The organism is Klebsiella sp. KTE92 (genome assembly GCF_000398905.1).
GTDB lineage: Bacteria > Pseudomonadota > Gammaproteobacteria > Enterobacterales > Enterobacteriaceae > Klebsiella > Klebsiella variicola.
This window is the reverse complement of record NZ_KB976100.1, coordinates 388,412-409,491: the sequence shown is the minus strand read 5'-3', so window position 1 is coordinate 409,491 and position 21,080 is coordinate 388,412. Positions and strand designations below refer to the sequence as shown.

The window sequence follows — 21,080 nt, the reverse complement described above, 5'->3', positions numbered from 1 at the left end:
GGGGAATGAGAGATGACACACGACAATAAACTGCAAGTAGAAGCCATTAAACGCGGCACCGTGATTGACCATATCCCGGCGCAGGTCGGCTTTAAGCTGCTCACCCTGTTCAAACTGACCGAAACCGACCAGCGTATCACCATCGGCCTGAACCTGCCCTCCGGCGAGATGGGCCGCAAGGATTTGATTAAAATCGAGAACACCTTCCTGACCGACGAGCAGGTTAACCAGCTGTCGCTGTACGCCCCGCAGGCGACGGTAAACCGCATTGATGATTACGAAGTGGTGGGCAAATCCCGCCCGAGCCTGCCGGATCGCATTGACAGCGTGCTGGTCTGCCCGAACAGCAACTGTATTAGCCACGCCGAACCGGTTTCTTCCAGTTTTGCAGTGAAAAAACGCGCCGATGACATCGCACTCAAATGCAAATACTGTGAAAAAGAGTTTTCTCATTATGTGGTGCTGGCCAACTAAATGCGGTTGGTATTGGTGGTAGGCCTCCCTATAATGGCTACCACCCTACGCTTCGTCCTTCAGGCGGCGTCTGCGCCGGCGGCACAGCGCTTACCCTCTGGCGGCAACCTGAATGATTTTGCGTAACATTACTCAGTTCATCTGGAGATAACATGAGCAAAACTATTGCGACGGAAAATGCACCAGCAGCGATTGGCCCATACGTTCAGGGCGTTGATCTGGGCAGCATGATCATCACCTCTGGCCAGATCCCGGTCGACCCGAAAACCGGCAGCGTCCCGGAAGACGTGTCCGCGCAGGCGCGCCAGTCGCTGAACAACGTGAAAGCGATCGTTGAAGCCGCTGGCCTCACCGTTGGCGACATCGTCAAGACCACCGTATTCGTCAAAGACCTCAACGATTTCGCTACCGTTAACGCCACCTACGAAGCGTTTTTCACCGAGCACAATGCCACCTTCCCGGCGCGCTCCTGCGTGGAAGTCGCTCGTCTGCCGAAAGACGTGAAGATCGAGATCGAAGCCATCGCCGTACGTCGCTGATCGCTTTGGTTGGCAGGAAAAAAGGCAGCCAGTGGCTGCCTTTTTTACGTGGCTCATCCGAAAATGCGCCCTTCACTGCCAGCCGTAGCGACGGCTGTAGAAACCTTTAACGGTCTGGGTCAGCACCATATAGCCCGCCAGGATCACCACCAGCCACGGGAAGTAGCTGAGCGGCAGCGCCTGCAGCTGCAGGTAGCCCGCCAGCGGCGAGAACGGCAGGGCAATGCCCACGGCCATCACCACCAGAGTCATGGCGAACAGCGGCCACGCGGCGCGGCTCTGAACGAACGGAATGCGCCGGGTGCGGATCATGTGCACAATCAGCGTCTGCGACAGCAGCCCTTCAATAAACCAGCCGGACTGGAACAGAGTCTGCATCTCCACGGTATTGGCGTGGAACACCCACCACATCAGGCCGAAGGTGAGGATATCGAAAATCGAGCTGATCGGTCCAAAGAAGACCATAAAGCGCCCGAGATCGGCCGGGTTCCAGCGCTGCGGTTTACGGATCTGCTCATCATCGACGTTATCGAACGGGATCGCCACCTGGGAGACATCGTACAGCAGGTTCTGAATCAACAGGTGCAGCGGCAGCATCGGCAGAAAGGGCAGGAAGGCGCTGGCCACCAGCACGCTAAAGACGTTACCGAAGTTGGAGCTGGCGGTCATTTTGATGTACTTGAGCATGTTGGCGAAGGTGCGGCGGCCTTCGATCACCCCCTCCTCCAGCACCATCAGGCTTTTTTCCAGCAGAATGATATCCGCCGCCTCGCGGGCGATATCCACCGCGCCATCAACCGAGATGCCAATATCCGCCGCGCGTAACGCCGGGGCGTCGTTGATGCCATCGCCCATAAAGCCCACCACGTGACCTTCGCGTTTCAGCAGCGTCACGATACGCTCTTTATGCAGCGGCGCCAGACGCGCAAACAAAGTAGTGCGCTTCGCCAGCGCCGCCAGCTCGTCGTCGCTCATGGCTTCAATCTGGCTGCCAATCACCACTTCGCCCGCATCCAGCCCCACTTCATGGCACACCTTCGCCGCCACCAGTTCGCTATCGCCGGTGAGGATTTTCACCGTGATACCGCTGGCCTTCAGCGCCTTCAGCGCCGGGGCGGTGGTCTCTTTAGGCGGATCGAGGAAGGCGATGTAGCCTTCGAGGATCAGATCGGATTCATCGGCGCGCTGGTAATCGCCCTCGCGCGCCGGCAGGTATTTGGTTGCTACCGCCACCACCCGCAGTCCCTGACGGTTCAGAGTATCGGTGACCCGACGGATGCGGCGCAGCATGGTGTCGTCCAGCGGTACGATTTCGCCGTTGTAGCGCACCTGGGTCGAGACGTTAAGGATCTCCTGCAGCGCCCCTTTACAGATCAGCTGATGCGCGTCGCCCTGCTCTTTTACCACCACCGACATGCGGCGGCGTTCGAAGTCGAACGGGATCTCATCCACCTTCTGCCAGCGCTCCGCGAGGCCGCGGGCGGCATCCAGTTCCACGCCTTCCAGCACCGCGGTATCGAGCAGGTTTTTCAGCCCGGTCTGGTAATGGCTGTTGAGCCAGGCGGTATGCAGCACTCTCTCGCTGGACTTACCGGAGACATCGGTGTGGTTCTCCAGCACGATCTTGTCCTGAGTCAGGGTGCCGGTTTTATCGGTGCAGAGAATATCCATCGCGCCAAAGTTCTGAATGGCGTCGAGGTGTTTGACGATCACTTTTTGTTTCGACAGCTTCACCGCCCCGCGCGCCAGCGTCGAGGTGACGATCATCGGCAGCATCTCCGGCGTCAAGCCGACCGCCACCGACAGTGCAAACAGCGCCGCTTCCCACCAGTCGCCTTTGGTGTAGCCATTAATCAATAGCACCACCGGGGCCATCACCAGCATAAAGCGGATCAGCAGCATGCTGACCCGGCTGATGCCTTTCTGGAAGGCGTTCGGCTCGCTTTCCTGCTCGCTGACGCGCCCGGCCAGCTGGCCAAACCAGGTGTTGCCGCCGGTGGCGTAGACGATAGCCTGCGCCGAGCCGCTCACCACGTTGGTCCCCATAAAGCACAGGGTGTCGCATTCCAGCGGGTTCTGCTGCAGCGGGTCGCGGCTGCGCGCGACTTTCTCTACCGGCAGCGATTCGCCGGTCAGCGAGGCCTGAGCGACAAACAGATCGCGCGCCTGAATAATGCGCAGGTCCGCCGGGATCATATCTCCCGCCGACAGCTTGACGATATCTCCTGGCACCAGTTGGTCGATAGGCAGTTCAAGCCAGCGGCTCTCCCCCTGCTCGTTCACCACCCGCAGCACCGTGGCGGTATTGCTGACCATCGCCTTTAGCGCATCCGCCGCTTTGGTCGAGCGCGCTTCCTGGATGAAGTTAAGCAGCGTCGAGATGCCGACCATCAGCGCGATAACGCCCGCGGCGAACAGATCTTCGGTGGAATAGGAGACGATGCCGAGCACCGTCAGCAGCAGGTTGAACGGGTTGCGATAGCAGGTCCACAGATGCACCCACCACGGCGAGGGCTTCTGCGCCGGGATCTGATTGTCACCATGTTTGAGGATCTTTGCCGCCACTTCGCCTTCATTGAGCCCTTCAGGGTGGCTGTCAAAGGCACGCCAGATCTCCTGGTCATCCATCGCCGCAACGTCCAGGCAGCGCTTGCCGAGCGAGTCCGGGATCGGCACGCTGGTCAGGTTACGGGCATCAGGCAGCGGATCGCGCTGGACCAAACGGCGTGGCAGATGGCGGCTAAGCTGCGCGAACAGCTGCCGGGTATAATTTTTCAACATAAACAGTCCCTCCGCGCTCGCGCGAGCGAACGCAGCGTTGCCAACAGGCGTAGCAAAGCCTACCTGTCAGGCATGTAATTTTTATGGCAGGGACATCAAGGACGTCACTGCTTTACGCTTTCCGGTAAAGCAGTGTTAAACAGGCTTACCGGAAAGAAAGGTTGCTCCATCGAGGATGAGGAGTGGGATCGGGGTCCATAAATTCTCCGGTAAGTGAATATAAACGGCGCGGATTATAGCGCGCTCGTTGAGACATGTGTGGCATTTATGGCGATGATAAGCCCGCGCAACTAAACCGAACGTAAACCAGACTTTGCTCATTGCGGTTTGGTTGAGTAGCATTAGGCTCACTTCTACCATCCCTGACGAGAATTCCGCATGCAGAACCGGCTGACCATCAAAGATATCGCGCGTTTAAGCGGCGTAGGAAAATCGACGGTATCCCGCGTCCTTAACAACGAGAGCGGGGTCAGCGAACGGACCCGCGAGCGCGTCGAAGCGGTGATGCAGCAGCACGGTTTCTCCCCCTCCCGCTCCGCCCGCGCCATGCGCGGCCAGAGCGATAAAGTGGTGGCGATTATCGTCACCCGTCTGGATTCCCTGTCGGAAAACCTTGCCGTACAGACCATGCTGCCCGCCTTTTATGAACAGGGTTACGATCCGATTATGATGGAGAGCCAGTTCTCCCCGGGACTGGTTGAAGAGCATCTCGGCATGCTCGCCCGGCGTAATATTGACGGCGTGGTGCTGTTCGGATTTACCGGCATTGATGAGGCGATGCTCGCCCCCTGGCGCGATACGCTGGTGCTGATGGCCCGCGACGCCCCCGGTTTCGCCTCGGTGTGCTATGACGACGAAGGCGCCATCACGCTGCTGATGCAGCGGCTCTACGATCGCGGACATCGCCACATCAGTTTTCTTGGCGTCCCGCACAGCGACGTCACCACCGGCGAACGCCGCCATCTCGCCTACCTCGCTTTCTGTAAAAAGCATCGCCTGACGCCCACCGCCGCTCTGCCGGGCTTGGGCATGAAGCAGGGGTATGACACCGTCGCCAGCGTGCTGACGGCCGAAACCAGTGCCCTGGTCTGCGCGACGGATACCCTCGCCCTCGGCGCCAGCAAGTACCTCCAGCAGCAGGGCCGCGCTGCGCTGCAGCTCGCCAGCGTCGGTAGCACGCCGCTAATGAAGTTTCTCCACCCGGAAATCTTGACCGTCGATCCCGGCTATGCCGAGTCCGGACGCCGGGCCGCCCGGCAGTTGATCGAGCAGATCGCCGGCAGCGTCGAACCCCGCCAGATCGTGATTCCTGCCGCCCTGAATTAATCTCATTCGGACGATTTATGTGATCGTCGCCGGGTTTCGGGAACGTTCCCATTTTGCAAATCAAGCGGAACGGTTAGGATGCCCTCAAGGTAAAAAACGGCATCTCTCCCCCTCTGTTTTTGAGGCTTCATCATGAGCAAAGTAAACCAGCAGGACATCGATAAACTGATCGAACTGGTGGGCGGACGCGGCAACATCGCCACCGTCAGCCACTGTATTACCCGTTTGCGCTTTGTGCTGAACGACCCGGCCATCGCCAAACCAAAAGAGATTGAACAGCTGCGCATGGTGAAGGGATGCTTCACTAACGCCGGTCAGTTCCAGGTGGTCATCGGCACCGAGGTGGGCGATTACTACAAGGCCCTGCTGGCCACCACCGGCCAGACCTCCGCCGATAAAGAGCAGGTCAAGCAGGCCGCGCGGCAAAATATGAAGTGGCATGAGCAGTTGATCTCGCACTTTGCCGAGATCTTCTTCCCGCTGCTGCCGGCGCTGATCAGCGGCGGTCTGATCCTCGGTTTCCGTAACGTCATCGGCGACTTACCCATGAGCAACGGCCAGACGCTGGCTCAGATGCACCCGTCGCTGAAAACCATCTATGACTTCCTGTGGCTGATTGGCGAGGCGATCTTCTTCTATCTGCCGGTGGGGATCTGCTGGTCAGCGGTGAAGAAGATGGGCGGCACGCCGATCCTCGGGATCGTTCTTGGCGTCACCCTGGTTTCCCCGCAGCTGATGAACGCCTATCTCCTCGGCCAGCAGGTGCCGGAGGTGTGGAACTTCGGCCTGTTTACGATTGCCAAAGTCGGCTACCAGGCGCAGGTGATCCCGGCCTTGCTGGCGGGCCTGACGCTCGGCTTTATCGAGACGCGCCTCAAGCGCATCGTGCCTGACTACCTCTACCTGGTCATTGTCCCGGTCTGCTCGCTGATCCTCGCGGTGTTCCTCGCGCACGCCATTATCGGTCCGTTCGGCCGCCTGATCGGCGACGGCGTGGCCTTCGCGGTACGCCATCTGTTAACTGGCAGCTTCGCGCCAATCGGCGCCGCGCTGTTCGGCTTCCTCTACGCGCCGCTGGTGATTACCGGTGTCCACCAGACCACCCTCGCTATCGATATGCAGATGATCCAGAGCATGGGCGGCACCCCGGTGTGGCCGCTGATTGCGCTGTCGAACATTGCCCAGGCGTCGGCGGTGGTCGGCATCATCATCGCCAGCCGTAAACAGAATGAACGTGAAATCTCGGTGCCGGCGGCAATTTCTGCTTACCTCGGGGTTACCGAACCGGCGATGTACGGTATCAACCTGAAGTACCGCTTCCCGATGCTGTGCGCGATGATCGGCTCCGGCCTCGCCGGCCTGCTGTGCGGCCTGAACGGCGTGCTGGCGAACGGCATCGGCGTCGGCGGCCTGCCGGGCATCCTCTCCATCCAGCCAACCTACTGGCAGGTGTACGCCATGGCGATGGCTATCGCGGTGGTGGTGCCGATTATCCTGACCACCGTGGTGTATCAGCGCAAGTACCGTCAGGGCACCTTGCAGATTGTCTAACTTCTTCTTTCGGGGCGCCTTTGGCGCCCCTCGTTGCAGCAGGAAAGCACTATGAATCATCTTCCCCACTGGTGGCAAAACGGCGTTATTTATCAAATCTATCCGAAGAGTTTTCAGGATACCACCGGCAGCGGTACCGGCGATCTGCGCGGCGTCACTTCCCGCCTCGACTATCTGCAGAAGCTTGGGGTCGACGCCATCTGGCTGACGCCGTTCTATGTCTCACCGCAGGTGGATAACGGCTACGATGTGGCGAACTACACCGCTATCGATCCCTCCTACGGCACGATGGCCGACTTTGACGCCCTGGTGGCGGAGGCGAAGGCCCGTGGTATCCGCATCGTGCTGGATATGGTACTGAACCATACCTCGACCGAGCATGAATGGTTCCGTCAGTCGCTGAATAAGGAGAGTCCCTACCGGCAGTTCTATATCTGGCGCGACGGCGAACCGGACGCGCTGCCGAACAACTGGCGCTCCAAGTTTGGCGGCAACGCCTGGCAGTGGCACGCCGACAGCGGGCAGTATTATCTGCACCTGTTCGCCATTGAACAGGCGGATCTCAACTGGGAGAACCCGGCGGTACGCGCTGAGCTGAAAAAGGTCTGCGAATTCTGGGCCGACCGCGGCGTCGACGGTCTGCGCCTCGACGTCGTCAACCTGATCTCGAAAGACCAGACCTTCCCCTGCGATGCGGAGGGTGATGGCCGCCGCTTCTACACTGACGGCCCGCGGGTGCATGAATTCCTGCAGGAGATGAGCCGCGATGTCTTTACTCCCCGTAACCTGATGACCGTCGGCGAGATGTCCTCCACCTCGCTGGAGCACTGCCAGCAGTACGCCGCGCTGGACGGCCGCGAGCTGTCGATGACCTTTAACTTCCACCATTTAAAGGTCGATTATCCCGGCGGTGAAAAATGGACCCTCGCCCGCCCGGACTATGTGGCGCTGAAAGCGCTGTTCCGCCACTGGCAGCAGGGGATGCACAATCGGGCGTGGAACGCGCTGTTCTGGTGTAACCACGATCAGCCGCGCATCGTGTCGCGCTTTGGCGACGAAGGTGAGTATCGGGTGCCGGCGGCGAAGATGCTGGCGATGGTGCTGCACGGCATGCAGGGCACGCCCTATATCTACCAGGGCGAAGAGATCGGCATGACCAACCCGCACTTCAGCAACATCAGCGACTATCGCGACGTCGAAAGCCACAATATGTTTATCGAACGCGCAGCGCAGGGGCAAAGCCCGGACGAACTGCTGGCAATCCTCGCCAGTAAGTCGCGCGACAACAGCCGCACGCCGATGCCATGGCACGCCGGGGAGAACGGCGGCTTCAGCGACGGTGAGCCGTGGATCGGCCTTGGCGATAATTACCGGGAGATCAACGTCGAGGCGGCGCTGGCGGACCCCGATTCGGTGTTTTATGCCTATCAGCAACTGATTACGCTGCGCAAAACCCTGCCACTGCTGACCTGGGGCGATTACCAGGATCTCCTGCCGGACCATCCGTCGCTGTGGTGTTATCGCCGTCAGTGGCAGGGGCAAACGCTGGTGGTGGCCGCCAACCTGAGCCGCGACCTGCAGACCTGGCAGCCAGAGGAAGCCCAGGGCGACTGGAAGATGATCATCAGCAACTATGCCGAAACCACGCCCCGCCCGACCGGTCTGACGCTGCGGCCGTTCGAAGCCGTATGGTGGCTGCAGGCGTAAGGTACTTCTTGCCCGACAGAAACCGGAGCGTAATGCCTGGCATCGGAGGTGGATGCCAGGCATTTTTGCTTATTTTCCAGCCAGATAAATTTACATTTATCGCCAGCGCCCATCATCCGTACTCTCACCTTTTTACCTTGTTCTGGGTCAATAAAATCGCAAACATCTTTGATGCAAATCACTACATATAGAACTTAAAATGCGTCCCGGCCCTACATGTTGTATTAATCGTCTATTATGTCACCATATCTTGTCGATGTCTGGCGGTGATGAGATGTGGATAAAACGGGCCGGATCTGAAGGCAAACAGCACGAGCCGTAGCGTGCAGCGCCTTCGGGATAACCTCCGCCTCTGTGGATAACCTGTTCTATATATGGAGTGATCATGACACCGCATGTGATGAAACGTGATGGCTGTAAAGTGCCGTTCAAATCAGAGCGCATTCAGGAAGCAATTCTACGTGCAGCTAAAGCAGCGGGAGTCGATGACGCAGACTATTGCGCCACCGTCGCAGAAGTCGTTAGCCAACAAATGCAGGGCCGCGCCCAGGTCGACATCAACGAGATCCAGACTGCGGTAGAAAACCAGCTGATGTCCGGCCCCTATAAGCAGCTGGCGCGCGCCTACATTGAGTATCGCCATGACCGCGATAGCCAGCGCGAGAAGCGCGGCCGCCTCAATCAGGAGATCCGCGGCCTCGTCGAGCAGACCAACTCCGCGCTGCTCAACGAAAATGCCAACAAGGACAGTAAAGTCATCCCGACCCAGCGCGACCTGCTGGCTGGTATCGTCGCCAAGCACTATGCGCGGCAGCACCTGCTGCCCCACGATGTGGTGATGGCCCATGAGCGCGGCATGATCCACTATCACGACCTCGATTACTCGCCCTTCTTCCCGATGTTCAACTGCATGCTGATCGATCTGAAAGGGATGCTGACCCAGGGCTTTAAGATGGGCAACGCGGAGATCGAGCCGCCGAAGTCTATCTCTACCGCCACCGCGGTGACGGCGCAGATCATCGCCCAGGTCGCCAGCCATATTTATGGCGGCACCACCATCAACCGTATCGATGAAGTGCTGGCGCCGTTCGTCACCGAAAGCTTCAAAAAGCATCGTAAAATCGCCGAAGAGTGGCAGATCCCGGACGCCGAAGGCTATGCCCGCGCCCGTACCGAAAAAGAGTGCTACGACGCCTTCCAGTCGCTGGAGTATGAAGTCAACACGCTGCATACCGCCAACGGTCAGACGCCGTTTGTCACCTTTGGTTTTGGCCTCGGCACTAGCTGGGAGTCGCGCCTGATCCAGCAGTCGATTCTGCGCAACCGCATCGCTGGCCTCGGTAAAAATCGCAAAACCGCGGTATTCCCGAAACTGGTCTTCGCCATTCGCGACGGTCTGAACCATAAGTTCGGCGATCCGAACTACGACATCAAGCAGCTGGCGCTGGAGTGCGCCAGCAAGCGCATGTACCCGGATATCCTCAACTACGATCAGGTGGTGAAAGTCACCGGGTCGTTTAAAACGCCGATGGGCTGCCGCAGCTTCCTCGGGGTGTGGGAAAACGAGAACGGCGAACAGGTGCATGACGGGCGCAATAACCTCGGCGTGATTAGCCTCAACCTGCCGCGTATCGCCCTGGAAGCGAAAGGCGACGAAACCGCCTTCTGGGCGCTGCTGGACGAGCGCCTGCAGCTGGCGCGCAAAGCGCTGATGACCCGTATTGCCCGTCTGGAAGGGGTGAAGGCCCGCGTGGCGCCGATCCTGTATATGGAAGGGGCCTGCGGCGTGCGGCTGAAAGCCGACGATGACGTCTCCGAGATTTTCAAAAACGGCCGCGCGTCCATTTCACTGGGTTACATCGGTATCCATGAGACCATCAATGCGCTGTACGGTAATCAGCATATGTACGACAGCGAGGCGCTGCGTGAGAAAGGTGTGGCCATCGTCCAGCGCCTGCGCGACGCCGTCGATGTGTGGAAGGAAGAAACCGGCTACGGCTTTAGTCTGTACAGCACGCCGAGCGAAAACCTGTGCGACCGCTTCTGCCGTCTCGACACCGCCGAGTTTGGCATAGTGGAGGGCGTGACCGATAAAGGCTACTACACCAACAGCTTCCACCTTGACGTCGAGAAGAAGGTCAACCCGTACGACAAGATCGATTTCGAAGCGCCGTACCCGCCGCTGGCCAACGGCGGCTTCATTTGCTACGGCGAGTACCCGAATATCCAGCACAACCTGAAGGCGCTGGAAGACGTGTGGGATTACAGCTATGAGCACGTGCCGTACTACGGCACCAACACGCCGATCGATGAATGCTACGAGTGCGGTTTTACCGGCGAGTTCGAGTGCACCAGCAAGGGCTTTACCTGCCCGAAATGCGGTAACCACGATGCCGCTCGCGTGTCGGTTACTCGTCGGGTATGCGGTTATCTCGGCAGTCCGGACGCGCGCCCGTTCAACGCCGGCAAGCAGGAAGAGGTGAAGCGCCGCGTTAAGCACCTGGGCAATGGGCAAATCGGTTAAAGACCAATGCGCTTTTCCCGGATAGCGGCGCGCAGCGCCTTATCCGGGCTACTGTTTTGCACCGTCCGGTAGCCCGGGTAAGGCGGAACGCCGCGACCCGGGAAATGGCCGCATTCCTCCGTTTTCGCAAAGCAATTAGCGTCAGAGCAAGGCGGCAAACGAGGGAATCCCCGGGAGCGTACATTCAGTACGTGACTGGGGTGAGCGAGCGCAGCCAACGCGGCTATGGCGTTAATTGAGAAGCGAAAAATGAATTACCATCAGTACTACCCGGTAGATATCGTCAACGGCCCCGGCACCCGCTGCACCCTGTTTGTTTCCGGCTGCGTCCACGAGTGCCCAGGCTGCTACAACAAGAGCACCTGGCGGGTGAACTCCGGTATGCCGTTTACCGCTGAGATGGCCGACCGCATCATTGCCGACCTCAACGATACCCGCATCAAGCGCCAGGGGATTTCACTCTCCGGCGGCGATCCGCTGCATCCGCAGAACGTCGCGGAGATCCTCAAGCTGGTTCAGCGCGTGCGCGCCGAATGCCCCGGCAAAGATATCTGGGTCTGGACCGGCTATAAACTGGATGAGCTGAATGAGGCGCAGATGCAGGTAGTGAACCTGATCAACGTGCTGGTCGACGGTAAGTTTGTGCAGGATTTAAAAGACCCGGCGCTGATCTGGCGCGGCAGCAGCAACCAGGTGGTACATCATTTGCGTTAATCCCCTCCGTCAGCCTCTCAAAACCGGCTGACGCACTCCATCGCCACCGTTTTAAACTCATTGAAGCTGCGGGTCGTGGCAAGGCGGCTCATGGCGCGCTCGCGCAGGAAAGTCACGAAAATATCGTAGATCGCCATCGCCTCTTCGTACTCGCGCTTACTGATGGCGAGCAGGAAAATGATATGGGCGGTTTCGTCGCCCCAGGCGATGCCCTGCGGGGCGATAACCGTATAAACCACCGTCTTTTTGGCCAGCAGTCCCAGGGAGTGCGGCAGCGCAATGCCATCGCCGAGCATGGTGCTGACAATCGCCTCACGCTCCACCACCGAAGCATGAAACTCGGCGTCAACAAAGCCTTCCTCCAGCAGCTGCTGGCACAGCTCAGCGAACAGCGTTTGCTGATCCATCGGCTTATCGACCACCCGGAAGTGGGCGGCATCGAAGTACTTATTCAACATCCACGGACGGGTGCGATCCACCAGCACCAGCTTGCCAATCTGATCCAGCTGATAGTCGGTGGGAAACGGCGCGATGGTCACCACCGGTTTGTCTTTTTCGCTGATGCGCACCGTGGAGATAACAAAATCCGCCTCGATCGCATCCCGCTGTTCATACTCGCGCTGGGAAATCGTGGCGGCGATCTCCAGCTGCGGATATTTGCGCTGCAGGATCGCTTCGATCATCCGTACCATCGCATTGCTGGTATCGCAGACCAGTAGCACCTGTGGTTGACGCTGGTAGCCAATGTTGTAGTGACGCTCCAGCCCGACGCCGATATGCAGCACCAGAAAGCCGATTTCGTTTTCGCTGATGGTGTACGGAGTATATTTCCCCCAGCTGGAGACCGCGGCGAGGGTCATATCCCAGGCCATCGGGTAGTGCTGTTTGATGTTATCCAGCAGCGGATTGGGGATCATGATCTGGTAGCGCACGCGGGTGATCATGGTCTTAATGTGGGTCAGCAGATCGGCGTGCAGCTGGGCGTCGTCCAGCAGGTTGTAGTTATACTGGCTGTTGATGTAGCGCAGAATGTAATTGACCAGCGCTTCGTCATCGTCGGCGCTGATGGTTTCCGGGTCGACGTCCTGCACCTGACGGGCGGCGAGATGCACGCACAGCCACTCTTCTTCAGCGGGCGAGAAGGGCTTTCCGGCCAGCCGCTGTAGCTCTCCCGCCAAATCGCGCGCGGCGTCGCGGACGTTTTGCGCCACATCTTCGGCGCTGAAATCGGCCAGCGGATAGCCTTCGCTGACGCGGCGCACCACCACTGCGCCGTACAGGCAGATAAAGCGCTCACCGACATCAGTGAGGCGAATATGGTGCCGGGTGAGCGTCTCCTGCAGCATCGGCTCCAGCAGCGCAGGCACTTCCGCCTCCAGCGCCTCGGCGCCGATCAACGGATTGATACCGCCCTGTTGGGCCTGCTCCCACAGCAGATCGGTCAGGCAGGCGCGAATCGACACCTCGCTACCAAACAGCTTCATGCCGTGGCGAGGGCGGGTTTCAAGGGTAAGCTGATAGCGCTGGAAGCGCTCACGCACCTCGACCATATCATTTTGCAGCGTCGCGCGGCTGACGAACCACTCATCCGCCAGATCTTCCAGCTTGATGGAGAACGCCGACGTCAGGAAGCGCACCAGCAGAAACGTGATGCGATCCTGGGCGGTTCGCGGCACGTGCTGCGTCTTCGGCGCCGTCTCCTCCAGCGCCTGAAAGCTCGCCGGGTTATCAATTTTCAGTTGATAACCGCTGCCGCGGTTGAGGATAAACTGCGCGCCATACTGCGCCAGTAGCGCATTCAGGGCGGTAATATCGGCGCGCACAGTACGGGTGGAAACCGACAGCCGCTGCGCCAGCTCATCCTGCGGCAGCGTTTCATTCCGCAGCAGGGTGAAGAGTTGCGCTAAGCGTTGGTTGGGAAATCGCATGTCAGTTCCTTGTGGTTACGGCTCAGGGTTGGGCGGATATCACCATCTGCGATGGGCTACCAACCGGCGTGTAGTCGGAGGCAAAGGTTAATTTGCCATCCTTCGGCGCCACGCTGAAGCGGGTAATATTATCGCTACGCTGGTTCATGACGTACAGCCACTGCCCCTGATTATCCAGGGTCAGCGTACGGGGGTAATCCCCACGCGTCCAGATATCCTCCTGGTGGCTCAGGCGGCCGTCGGCCTGCACCGTAAAGTGGGCGATGCTGTTATGCAGGCGGTTGGCGACATACAGCTGCTTACCATCGTTGCTCAGCGCCAGACCGGCGGCAAAGCTGGTGCCCTTATACTCTTTCGGCAGCGCGGAGACGGTTTTGCCTTCGCGCAGCAAGCCGCTTTGCTTATCCAGATGATAGAAAGTCAGCGTCGACGCTTCTTCGTTGATCAGCCACAGGCCGTCGCCCTTTGGCGTAAAGACGAAGTGGCGTGGGCCGGCGCCCGGCGACGAAGCGGCGATGAACGGCGGATCGTTCGGCGTCAGCTTGCCGCTGTCGCTATCCAGCCGGTACTGATAGATCCGATCCAGCCCCAGATCGGTGGAATAAACAAATTTTCCGCTGGGATCGGCGGCGATCATATGGGCGTGCGGGCCATTGTGATCGCTGATGGCGAAGCTGCCCTCGACGGCCGCCGCCGGGCGTTCGGCGCCTGCCGGGCCTTCATCCTGATGCTTGTCCACTGCCTCGCCCAGGCTACCATCTTCTTTCACCGGTAGCACGGCGATACTGCCGCTGACGTAGTTGGCCACCAGCAGATGTTTACCATCCGGCGTCAGGGAGAGATACACCGGCCCGGCGCCGCCGGAGGCAACCTGGCTGAGCGCGGTCAGCTCGCCATTCTTCTCAATGCGCCACGCCTGCACGACGCCTTTTTCGACTTCACTGGCGGCATACAGCGTTTTGCCATCGCGCGACACGGTCAGCTGCGCGACGTTTGGCAACGCGCTCACCAGCGCCCTGTCACGCAGCGCGCCGGTGTTGGCATCGACGGTAAAGCGGTACAGACCTTCGCCATTGGGATTATAGGTACCTACCCAGGCATAGTGGGTTTGCGCGGCGCCCGCGGCGGCGGCAAACAGGGACAGTGAAGCGACAAGCAGATGACGAGCGACAGGCATAGCAACTCCTTGATGGTTCGGTGGGATAAGTTGCCTCTCACCCCGGCCCTCTCCCAAAGGGAGAGGGAGAAAACCAGATGGTTCCCTCTCCCTCCGGGAGAAAGTTAGGATGAGCGGCAATAGCACTACTTCACTAACTGTTTAGTCATCTCCAGCAGCTGGCGCACATCGGCCGGGCGGGTGTTGCCGCTGGCTTTATCGATAATCGAGCTGTAGATATGCGGGATGATTTTGCTCACCCCGGCATCGAGAGCGATTTTCAGGATCTCGCTGTAGTTGTCCAGATCGATACCGCCGGTCGGTTCCAGCCAGAAATCGTGCGCAGCGCAGGCTTTGGCGACGGCTTCGAATTCGGCGCGGTGCTTCAGGCCGCCCATCGGGAAGTATTTGATGGAGCTGCCGCCCATGTCTTTCAGCAGCGCGATGGCGGTTTCCAGCGGCACAATGCCATCCGCCGCGCCGCTGCTCAGCGGGCCGGTGGAGATCTTCACCATTCCCGGCGTACCGGTCGGCGAGACCAGGCCATTCACCACGGTCTCATTCTGCCCGAGCAGCGCGCGGCTGGTAGCCACGCCGGTGAAGACCTGGTTGACATGCTGCGGCTGCACCTGGCGAGAAATCTCGCTCACCATCGCCGACTGGTTTGGATCGCCTGCGCCCAGCCCGACGGAGAGCGCGTTATCAATAAGCTTCGCGTAGTCACGCATATCAGCCACCGCGCTGGCGACATCCGGATAGTTTTTGGAGAGCACGCCGACCAGGACGTGACCTTCCGCCGCGTCGTAAATTTCGCGGGCGTTGTCTTTGCTGCCCGCCAGGACGTTCAGGCACACGCGATCACGGTAAAAGTTTGGGGTCAGTTTCATGCTTGTTTCTCCTTGTTCAGCACTTCCGCGATGCGGCGAGCAACCACCGCCAGCTGCTGCGCGTTCACGCTGCGGACATCGGCTTCAATAATGCCTTCATTCGCTTTATAGCCGCGGAAGTAGATGGCGTATTCGCCCTGCTTCAGCGCGTTAACCAGATCGCCGGTCTTCACGCCGGTCACCGCTTCGTTGAATTTGATTTCGGCGCGGGCGATATCGCGACCCGCGCTATCCCACACCACCCGGGCGGTCACGCCGTTAAGCGTGTTGAGCTGTTCGATAAACGGCGTCATCTTCGCCACCATCTGCTCGCCGCTCTCTTTGCTCGCCGTCAGGTAGTGTTCAATGGCGCAGGTCAGGCCGAGAATGCCCTCTTTACCCACTTTCATCGCCCGGCCAATCCCCATCGACTGGCGTTTAACCCACTCGACGTACTGCGTTTTGCCGATCACCAGCCCGCTGGTCGGCCCTTCAATGGCTTTTGCGCCGCTGTAGATCACCAGGTCGGCGCCCATGCGGTAGTAGCACTGCAGATCTTCTTCCGCCGCCGCATCGACAATCAGCGGCAAGCCATGCTGGCGCGCCACTTCCGCAGCCTGCGCGACGTTGAGCATGCTTTTCTGTACGCAGTGGTGGGATTTGATGTACAGGATCGCCGCGGTGCGCGGGGTGATTGCCGCCGCCAGCTGTTGGGCGGAACATTCGTTGGCGTAGCCCGCTTCCACCAGCTTACCGCCGCCCAGCGCCACCATGGTGCCAACCGGCGCGCCGAAGTTGACGTTGTGGCCCTTCGGCAACACGATTTCGTTATTCTCAATCGGCGTAACGTGCAGGTTCTCCAGCAGCCAGTCGCTGTCTTTCACCAGCACCGCCGCCACCGACTGGGCAATCCCCGCCGACGCGCAGGAGACAACGGTCGCCCCTTCCACATCCAGCAACCTGGCGATGTACTCGCCGGTTTTATTCACCAGGTCTTTCATTTCAAAGTACTGGTTCATACCGGCCATCGCGGCTTCCACCACTTCCGGGCGCGGCGTGGAAACGCCCAGCGCCGTCATGCGGCCCGAAGTATTAATCACCTGTTTTAAATGGTATTTCTCAAAAATCGAAGGCATGTTCCGCGCTCCCTTGTTCGGTCAGATAGCCTTTGCCCGCGCGGATCGCGGCCAGCGGCACCAGAATGTTGTCAGCCTGGAGGCTCTCTTTTTCGGCATCCACCAGCAGCGTGGGCCGGTGCTCCAGGCGAAATAGCGTTAAATCGGCGTCGAAGCCCACTTCCAGCCGCCCTTTACGCGACAGGCGCAGCCCCTCGGCGGCGCTGACGGTCACGCAGGCAATGACCTGCGGCAGGGTCATGCCGATGGCGAGGAATTTCGACATCACCAGCGCCAGCGAGCGCACCGGGCCGTCGATACGGTTGCGGCAGTAAATGTCGGAGCTGATGGTGTGCGGCAGAATGCCCAGCGCAATCGCCCGCCGCGCCACTTCAAAGCTGAAGCTGGCGGTGCCGTGCCCAACGTCGAGGCGCACGCCGCGCTGCAGAGCGCGAGTAATCGAGCTACGCAGTTCGCCGACGGGATTCAGAATGCGGTTCGGCTTGCCGTTATAGCAGTGGGTAATGATGTCGCCGCGGCTCAGCAGATCGGCGATTTCATCGAGGTTCGGCGGGTTATTGCCGATGTGCACCATCAGCGGCAGATCGCCGTTTTCCTGCTGAATGGCCTTGGCGCGCGCCAGCGGCGTAATGCCGTTTTCGCCGACGACGCTGCTGCTCATCCGCGCCTTCAGGCCGACGATAAAATCAGGATGACGCTGCACCGCCTGCTTCACCGCAGCGGCGTCGATATTGGCCATATTCGCCAGTTCATTCTGCGCAATCAGCCCGACGCGGGAGATATTGAGCAACGCATAAACTTCCGTCGCCGCGTTACGGGTCAGTTGATAGAAGTCATCGACGTCGTCGGCGCCGGTGCTGCCGGCATCAATCACGGTGGTGACGCCGGTGGCGATGCCGACGCTGTCCGGCTCATCGTGATAAATCGGCGAATTCGGGTAGCAGTGAACGTGGGAGTCAATCCAGCCGGCGCTGACGTAGCTGTTGCCGTGCAGATCGAGGGTGTTGCGGGAGGGCGCGCTAATCTCGCCCAGCGCCGCGATTTTCCCGTCCTGGATGGCGATATCAGTCAGGGTATCGTCGACGAGGCGCGCACGGCGCAGGAGTAAATCAAACATAGCTATCTCCTGATGAAAAGGGTGAATCTGTTGCCGGATGGCGGCGTACCGCCTTATCCGGCCTACCAATCGCGCTGACGTGTAGGCCCGATAAGCGCAGCGCCATCGGGCGATTAGCTAATCGCCACCGGGAAGATGGAGCCGAGGATCATCGCGCCGAGGATGGCGCCGCCGGTGATCGGTTTCTGCCAGATGTAGAACAGCAGTGCGCCAACCAGCGAGCCAATCCCGATAGGAATCGAGGCGGTCATCGCGCTGAGGATAATCAAAGGACCGAGGAAGCGGCCGGAGGCATTACCGGCCCCCATCATCACGTCGGCGCCGTAAGTGGAATCGCTCTGGTTAATGGTGAACTTACGCGCCAGAATGATGATGTAACCCACTGCCAGACCAAGGACCAGGCCGGTGACCAGCGAGGCGGCGAAGTTCGCCACCGGGAAGACAAAGCCCGCGCCGAGCAGCAGCGCCGGTACGCCAAGACCGATACCGGTCTGTATCGCTCCGCCGATATCGAGGATCCCCACCAGCGACCCTTCGATGATGCGGGCGAACAGGAAGCTGGCGCCAAACGCCGCCACCGCGCCGTAAACGCCGGTATCAATCCCCGACTTCAGCATGGCCACGAAGGCCACTTCGTTAAAGGCGCCGATGCCGTACAGGTAGTACATGTGCGTCCCGGCGAAGACGCCGGAGGAGAGCAGGCCAACAAAGATCGGGAACGACCAGTCGGCATACCAAAAACCTTTATTCTGTTCCATTATCAGGCTCCCGTTACTTGCCGCTGAGTGAGTTGTGGATCATGTCCAGCCAGTTCGGCACGGTCAGATGGAAGGATTCGATCATCTTCATGTCGAAGCCGCGGAAGAAGCCGCTGAGGACAAACAGCGCGACGATGGCCACCATCATCACTTTAGTCACCCGGTTCCAGCCGCTCTCTTCGACGCCTTTACCGATCAGGATCCCCAGCACCAGACCCGGTACGGCGTTACCCATAATCAGCTGCGCGGCGCCGCCGAAAATCGTCGCCCAGAAGCCTGATTTCTTACCGGCATCGATAGCCGCCAGCCAGAAGATCACCGGCATCACGGTGTTCACCAGCAGGTTTGCCGCCGGCACCAGGACCTTAACCGCGGTCACCTGCAGCGCTTCCGGTACGGACGAGGCGGTGAGGTTGAGGAAGGCGACGACAATCATGCCGATGATGCCGCAGGAGATGGCCATTTTTTTCGGATCGTGCAGCGTTTCGCCGACGTTACGATTTTTCAGCATTAGCGCCGCCGCGCCCCAGTTGGGGATAATGCGGTGGTCAACATCCTGGGTGAAGGAGCCTGCTGCCACGGAAGAGGCCCAGGCGTTAAAGAAGAAACCGAGGCCAAAGGAGAAGTGGGAAGCCGGATCGCCTTCGCAGGAATTCAGCTCGCCCAGGGTTCGAAACGCCCCCATCCCCTGGGTGGTAGGGGCGTGAAACATGCGTGCCGCTCCGGCGCCCACGCCGACGCCGACCAGGCCGCCGATGATGAGCGATTTTATTAAAATTATCAGGAACATAGTCAGACCCTTTGCTAACAATCAGGTTTGCGTGACGAAATCCACTTTATCGAGATCGATGGCGGTCACGTTGACGGTGACGTCCAGCTCCACGCTGTAGGTCCGTCGTTCACGGCGCAAAAAGAAGAACAGGAAGGCCTCTTTTCGTACCGCTTCGCGCGCATGAACAACCGTCACGTCCTGTGGCTCAATACGCAGCAGAATGTGCGATGAGGTTTTCATCACCGCAGCCTGCACATGGTTCAGGGCATCGGCGAAGGCCCGTGATTTGCTTTCGCCTTTGCCGGCAACCCTCACCGTGGTGGTGAATTGCTCTTTCATACTTATGCGCCGTATTTCTTTTTCCAGGCTTCTACCAGGCGCTCGCCCAGCTCTTCTTTATCCATAAAGCCGAAGCCCAGCACGTTGCACCCTTCGTTGATGGCAGTGACGCCCTCTTCCACCGAACGCATGCCATATTTCGCTTTGTAGCCGTATTTGGTCTGGGCGGTGATGGCCCCGGCGCCGCCGCTGCCGCAGAAGGAGATGCCGAAGGTAGCGTTTTCCGCTTTCATCATGTCGCCAAGCTTCATATCGGCAGCAACGCCAGGGACGACCACAGCACGTGCGCCCGCTTTCTCAGCGCCTGCAGCGACTTTTTGGCCTTTACCCAGACGGTCGCCAATGACTACGGTGATTTGTTCCATGTTTTGCTCCTTACAGGTTTTCTTTTGCGACTTCGAAATGGACGGACAGCAGCCAGGCCTCTTCATCGGGCAGGTTGCCGAACTGCGCGACCACTTCGCGGGCCAGCGTCATTGAATCTGGTGAAATCTCTTCGAACAGGCTGGCATCCACTTCCGGCAGCGGTTCACCACTGATTGACCGGTGGGCCATGGCCCGCACGTGGGAAGTCAGCATTTGCTCCTGAACGTCGTTAGGGACGATGCCGTGACGGTTTAACAAGGCGTAAACCTGCTGCAGCATCTTGTCAGCCAGCCGTTCGGTCTGCGCTGCCTGCTCCCCTTCGTCGTGTATTACCGCTCCGTTATTCACTTCTGATACCCCGCTGATGTCTCTGGAAATCAAGGTAGCGCCGGGGGATGGGAGTTTGTAGCGAGTTGTTTTCCACTTCGAAGTGGAAAGGGAGACGGCAGGCGTGATCGACCCCACATATTCACAGGGAAAAGGCAAAAACGACGGCTATGACGTGAGATGTATCACAACAATGAGCGTGGACAAGGCGCCCGCGGCAGCGGAAAGGCCGGAAAAAGAGAGTGGAAAAATGTGATATCGGTAGGCTTTCAGGCGGGAGGCATCGGCTGATGCCTCCCGAAAAGAACGGTTAGCGGTACTTCTTATGGTAGGTGTTGCGGGTGGTTTTAAACTCCTCCGCGGCGGCCTGCGCCTCTTTCACCTTGCCTTCGTTCGCCAGCTTCAGCGCACCGTCGATCTGGCCGATCAGAATATCCAGACCATGACGGTAATCTTTCATCTCAGCGCTGTCGGCCGCTTTGCCTTCCAGCTTCGGCGGGGTCTCTTTCTGGGCATCGACCGCGGCGGTACGCATCTTATTCAGCGCCGCTTTCAGCTCGCCGGCGTCGGAGGTCTTCTGTACCACTTGCAGGTTTTCTGCCAGAGTGTCCATGTCTTCGCCCAGGTCGGCGAAGGCCGACGCTGAACCGAGCGCAAAAGCAGAGACAGCCAGCATCGCTAACAGTTTTTTACGCATTG

The 21,080-nt window shown here is 59.3% G+C and carries 21 protein-coding genes; 8 read left to right on the top strand and 13 right to left on the bottom strand.

Annotation, left to right across the window (positions count from 1 at the left end):
* Positions 1 to 12: 12 nt before the first annotated feature.
* Both pyrI and ridA read left to right on the top strand, forming a co-directional pair.
* Positions 13 to 474, top strand: a complete 462-nt coding sequence (gene pyrI, locus A1WC_RS22955; RefSeq protein ID WP_002886927.1) for an aspartate carbamoyltransferase regulatory subunit — start codon at positions 13 to 15, stop codon at positions 472 to 474.
* 152 nt (positions 475 to 626) lie between these two features.
* A complete protein-coding gene (ridA, locus tag A1WC_RS22960; RefSeq protein WP_002886926.1) occupies positions 627 to 1,013 on the top strand; it encodes a 2-iminobutanoate/2-iminopropanoate deaminase in 387 nt (128 codons plus the stop codon).
* A gap of 72 nt (positions 1,014 to 1,085) precedes the next feature.
* Here the strand turns inward: ridA and mgtA are convergent, their stop codons facing one another.
* Together mgtA and mgtL are read right to left on the bottom strand one after the other, a co-directional pair.
* Complete coding sequence (mgtA, locus tag A1WC_RS22965; RefSeq protein WP_016160170.1) at positions 1,086 to 3,794, bottom strand: magnesium-translocating P-type ATPase; 2,709 nt, start codon at positions 3,792 to 3,794, stop codon at positions 1,086 to 1,088.
* 145 nt (positions 3,795 to 3,939) lie between these two features.
* Positions 3,940 to 3,993 (bottom strand): mgtA regulatory leader peptide MgtL, encoded by a 54-nt coding sequence (gene mgtL, locus A1WC_RS28485; RefSeq protein ID WP_219340445.1) that lies wholly within the window; start codon positions 3,991 to 3,993, stop codon positions 3,940 to 3,942.
* Between the two features lie 179 nt (positions 3,994 to 4,172).
* On the opposite strand from mgtL, the gene treR reads away from it, so the two are divergent.
* From treR to nrdG, 5 genes are all read left to right on the top strand, one after another.
* Positions 4,173 to 5,120: a trehalose operon repressor TreR gene (treR, locus tag A1WC_RS22970; protein ID WP_008807130.1), complete on the top strand. Its 948-nt coding sequence runs from the start codon at positions 4,173 to 4,175 to the stop codon at positions 5,118 to 5,120.
* A gap of 132 nt (positions 5,121 to 5,252) precedes the next feature.
* Positions 5,253 to 6,671: a PTS trehalose transporter subunit IIBC gene (treB, locus tag A1WC_RS22975; protein WP_008807131.1), complete on the top strand. Its 1,419-nt coding sequence runs from the start codon at positions 5,253 to 5,255 to the stop codon at positions 6,669 to 6,671.
* A 51-nt stretch (positions 6,672 to 6,722) separates the two neighbouring features.
* Positions 6,723 to 8,378: an alpha,alpha-phosphotrehalase gene (treC, locus tag A1WC_RS22980; RefSeq protein WP_016160169.1), complete on the top strand. Its 1,656-nt coding sequence runs from the start codon at positions 6,723 to 6,725 to the stop codon at positions 8,376 to 8,378.
* Positions 8,379 to 8,763: 385 nt separating this feature from the next.
* Complete coding sequence (gene nrdD / locus A1WC_RS22985; protein ID WP_008807133.1) at positions 8,764 to 10,902, top strand: anaerobic ribonucleoside-triphosphate reductase; 2,139 nt, start codon at positions 8,764 to 8,766, stop codon at positions 10,900 to 10,902.
* A 249-nt stretch (positions 10,903 to 11,151) separates the two neighbouring features.
* On the top strand, positions 11,152 to 11,616 hold the full coding sequence (nrdG, locus tag A1WC_RS22990; protein ID WP_012969085.1) for an anaerobic ribonucleoside-triphosphate reductase-activating protein: 465 nt from the start codon (positions 11,152 to 11,154) through the stop codon (positions 11,614 to 11,616).
* Positions 11,617 to 11,633: 17 nt separating this feature from the next.
* Here nrdG and A1WC_RS22995 read toward each other — a convergent pair whose 3' ends face one another.
* From A1WC_RS22995 to A1WC_RS23040, 10 genes are all read right to left on the bottom strand, one after another.
* Positions 11,634 to 13,544, bottom strand: a complete 1,911-nt coding sequence (locus A1WC_RS22995; protein WP_016160168.1) for a BglG family transcription antiterminator — start codon at positions 13,542 to 13,544, stop codon at positions 11,634 to 11,636.
* Between the two features lie 22 nt (positions 13,545 to 13,566).
* Positions 13,567 to 14,721 carry a lactonase family protein gene (locus A1WC_RS23000; protein ID WP_012969087.1) on the bottom strand — a complete coding sequence of 385 codons (1,155 nt, stop codon included), beginning with the start codon at positions 14,719 to 14,721 and terminating at the stop codon, positions 13,567 to 13,569.
* 125 nt (positions 14,722 to 14,846) lie between these two features.
* Positions 14,847 to 15,587 (bottom strand): 2-dehydro-3-deoxy-phosphogluconate aldolase, encoded by a 741-nt coding sequence (gene dagF / locus A1WC_RS23005; protein ID WP_008807137.1) that lies wholly within the window; start codon positions 15,585 to 15,587, stop codon positions 14,847 to 14,849.
* A complete protein-coding gene (locus A1WC_RS23010) occupies positions 15,584 to 16,702 on the bottom strand; it encodes a DgaE family pyridoxal phosphate-dependent ammonia lyase (RefSeq protein ID WP_016160167.1) in 1,119 nt (372 codons plus the stop codon). The genes dagF and A1WC_RS23010 overlap by 4 nt, the downstream gene beginning before the upstream one ends.
* The gene (locus A1WC_RS23015; protein ID WP_016160166.1) at positions 16,686 to 17,819 is read right to left on the bottom strand and encodes an amidohydrolase/deacetylase family metallohydrolase; all 1,134 of its coding nucleotides are present in this window, start codon (positions 17,817 to 17,819) and stop codon (positions 16,686 to 16,688) included. Before A1WC_RS23015 ends, A1WC_RS23010 begins: the two co-directional genes overlap by 17 nt.
* Positions 17,820 to 17,932: 113 nt before the next feature.
* Positions 17,933 to 18,577, bottom strand: a complete 645-nt coding sequence (locus A1WC_RS23020; protein ID WP_004152267.1) for a DUF4310 family protein — start codon at positions 18,575 to 18,577, stop codon at positions 17,933 to 17,935.
* Positions 18,578 to 18,590: 13 nt separating this feature from the next.
* On the bottom strand, positions 18,591 to 19,367 hold the full coding sequence (locus tag A1WC_RS23025) for a DUF4311 domain-containing protein (RefSeq protein WP_002886897.1): 777 nt from the start codon (positions 19,365 to 19,367) through the stop codon (positions 18,591 to 18,593).
* Between the two features lie 21 nt (positions 19,368 to 19,388).
* Entirely contained in the window at positions 19,389 to 19,688 is a 300-nt protein-coding gene (locus tag A1WC_RS23030; protein WP_004206503.1) for a DUF4312 family protein, read from the bottom strand.
* Between the two features lie 2 nt (positions 19,689 to 19,690).
* On the bottom strand, positions 19,691 to 20,053 hold the full coding sequence (locus tag A1WC_RS23035) for an SFCGS family glycine-rich protein (protein WP_004206501.1): 363 nt from the start codon (positions 20,051 to 20,053) through the stop codon (positions 19,691 to 19,693).
* A gap of 10 nt (positions 20,054 to 20,063) precedes the next feature.
* A complete protein-coding gene (locus A1WC_RS23040; protein WP_008807140.1) occupies positions 20,064 to 20,402 on the bottom strand; it encodes a PRD domain-containing protein in 339 nt (112 codons plus the stop codon).
* Between the two features lie 103 nt (positions 20,403 to 20,505).
* Between A1WC_RS23040 and A1WC_RS27760 the strand changes: the two genes are divergently transcribed.
* Positions 20,506 to 20,637 (top strand): hypothetical protein, encoded by a 132-nt coding sequence (locus tag A1WC_RS27760; RefSeq protein WP_012543089.1) that lies wholly within the window; start codon positions 20,506 to 20,508, stop codon positions 20,635 to 20,637.
* A gap of 54 nt (positions 20,638 to 20,691) precedes the next feature.
* On the opposite strand, the gene cybC is transcribed toward A1WC_RS27760, so the two are convergent.
* Positions 20,692 to 21,078, bottom strand: coding sequence for a cytochrome b562 (gene cybC, locus A1WC_RS23045; protein WP_002886893.1), 387 nt, complete (start codon positions 21,076 to 21,078; stop codon positions 20,692 to 20,694).
* Between the last annotated feature and the right edge of the window lie 2 nt (positions 21,079 to 21,080).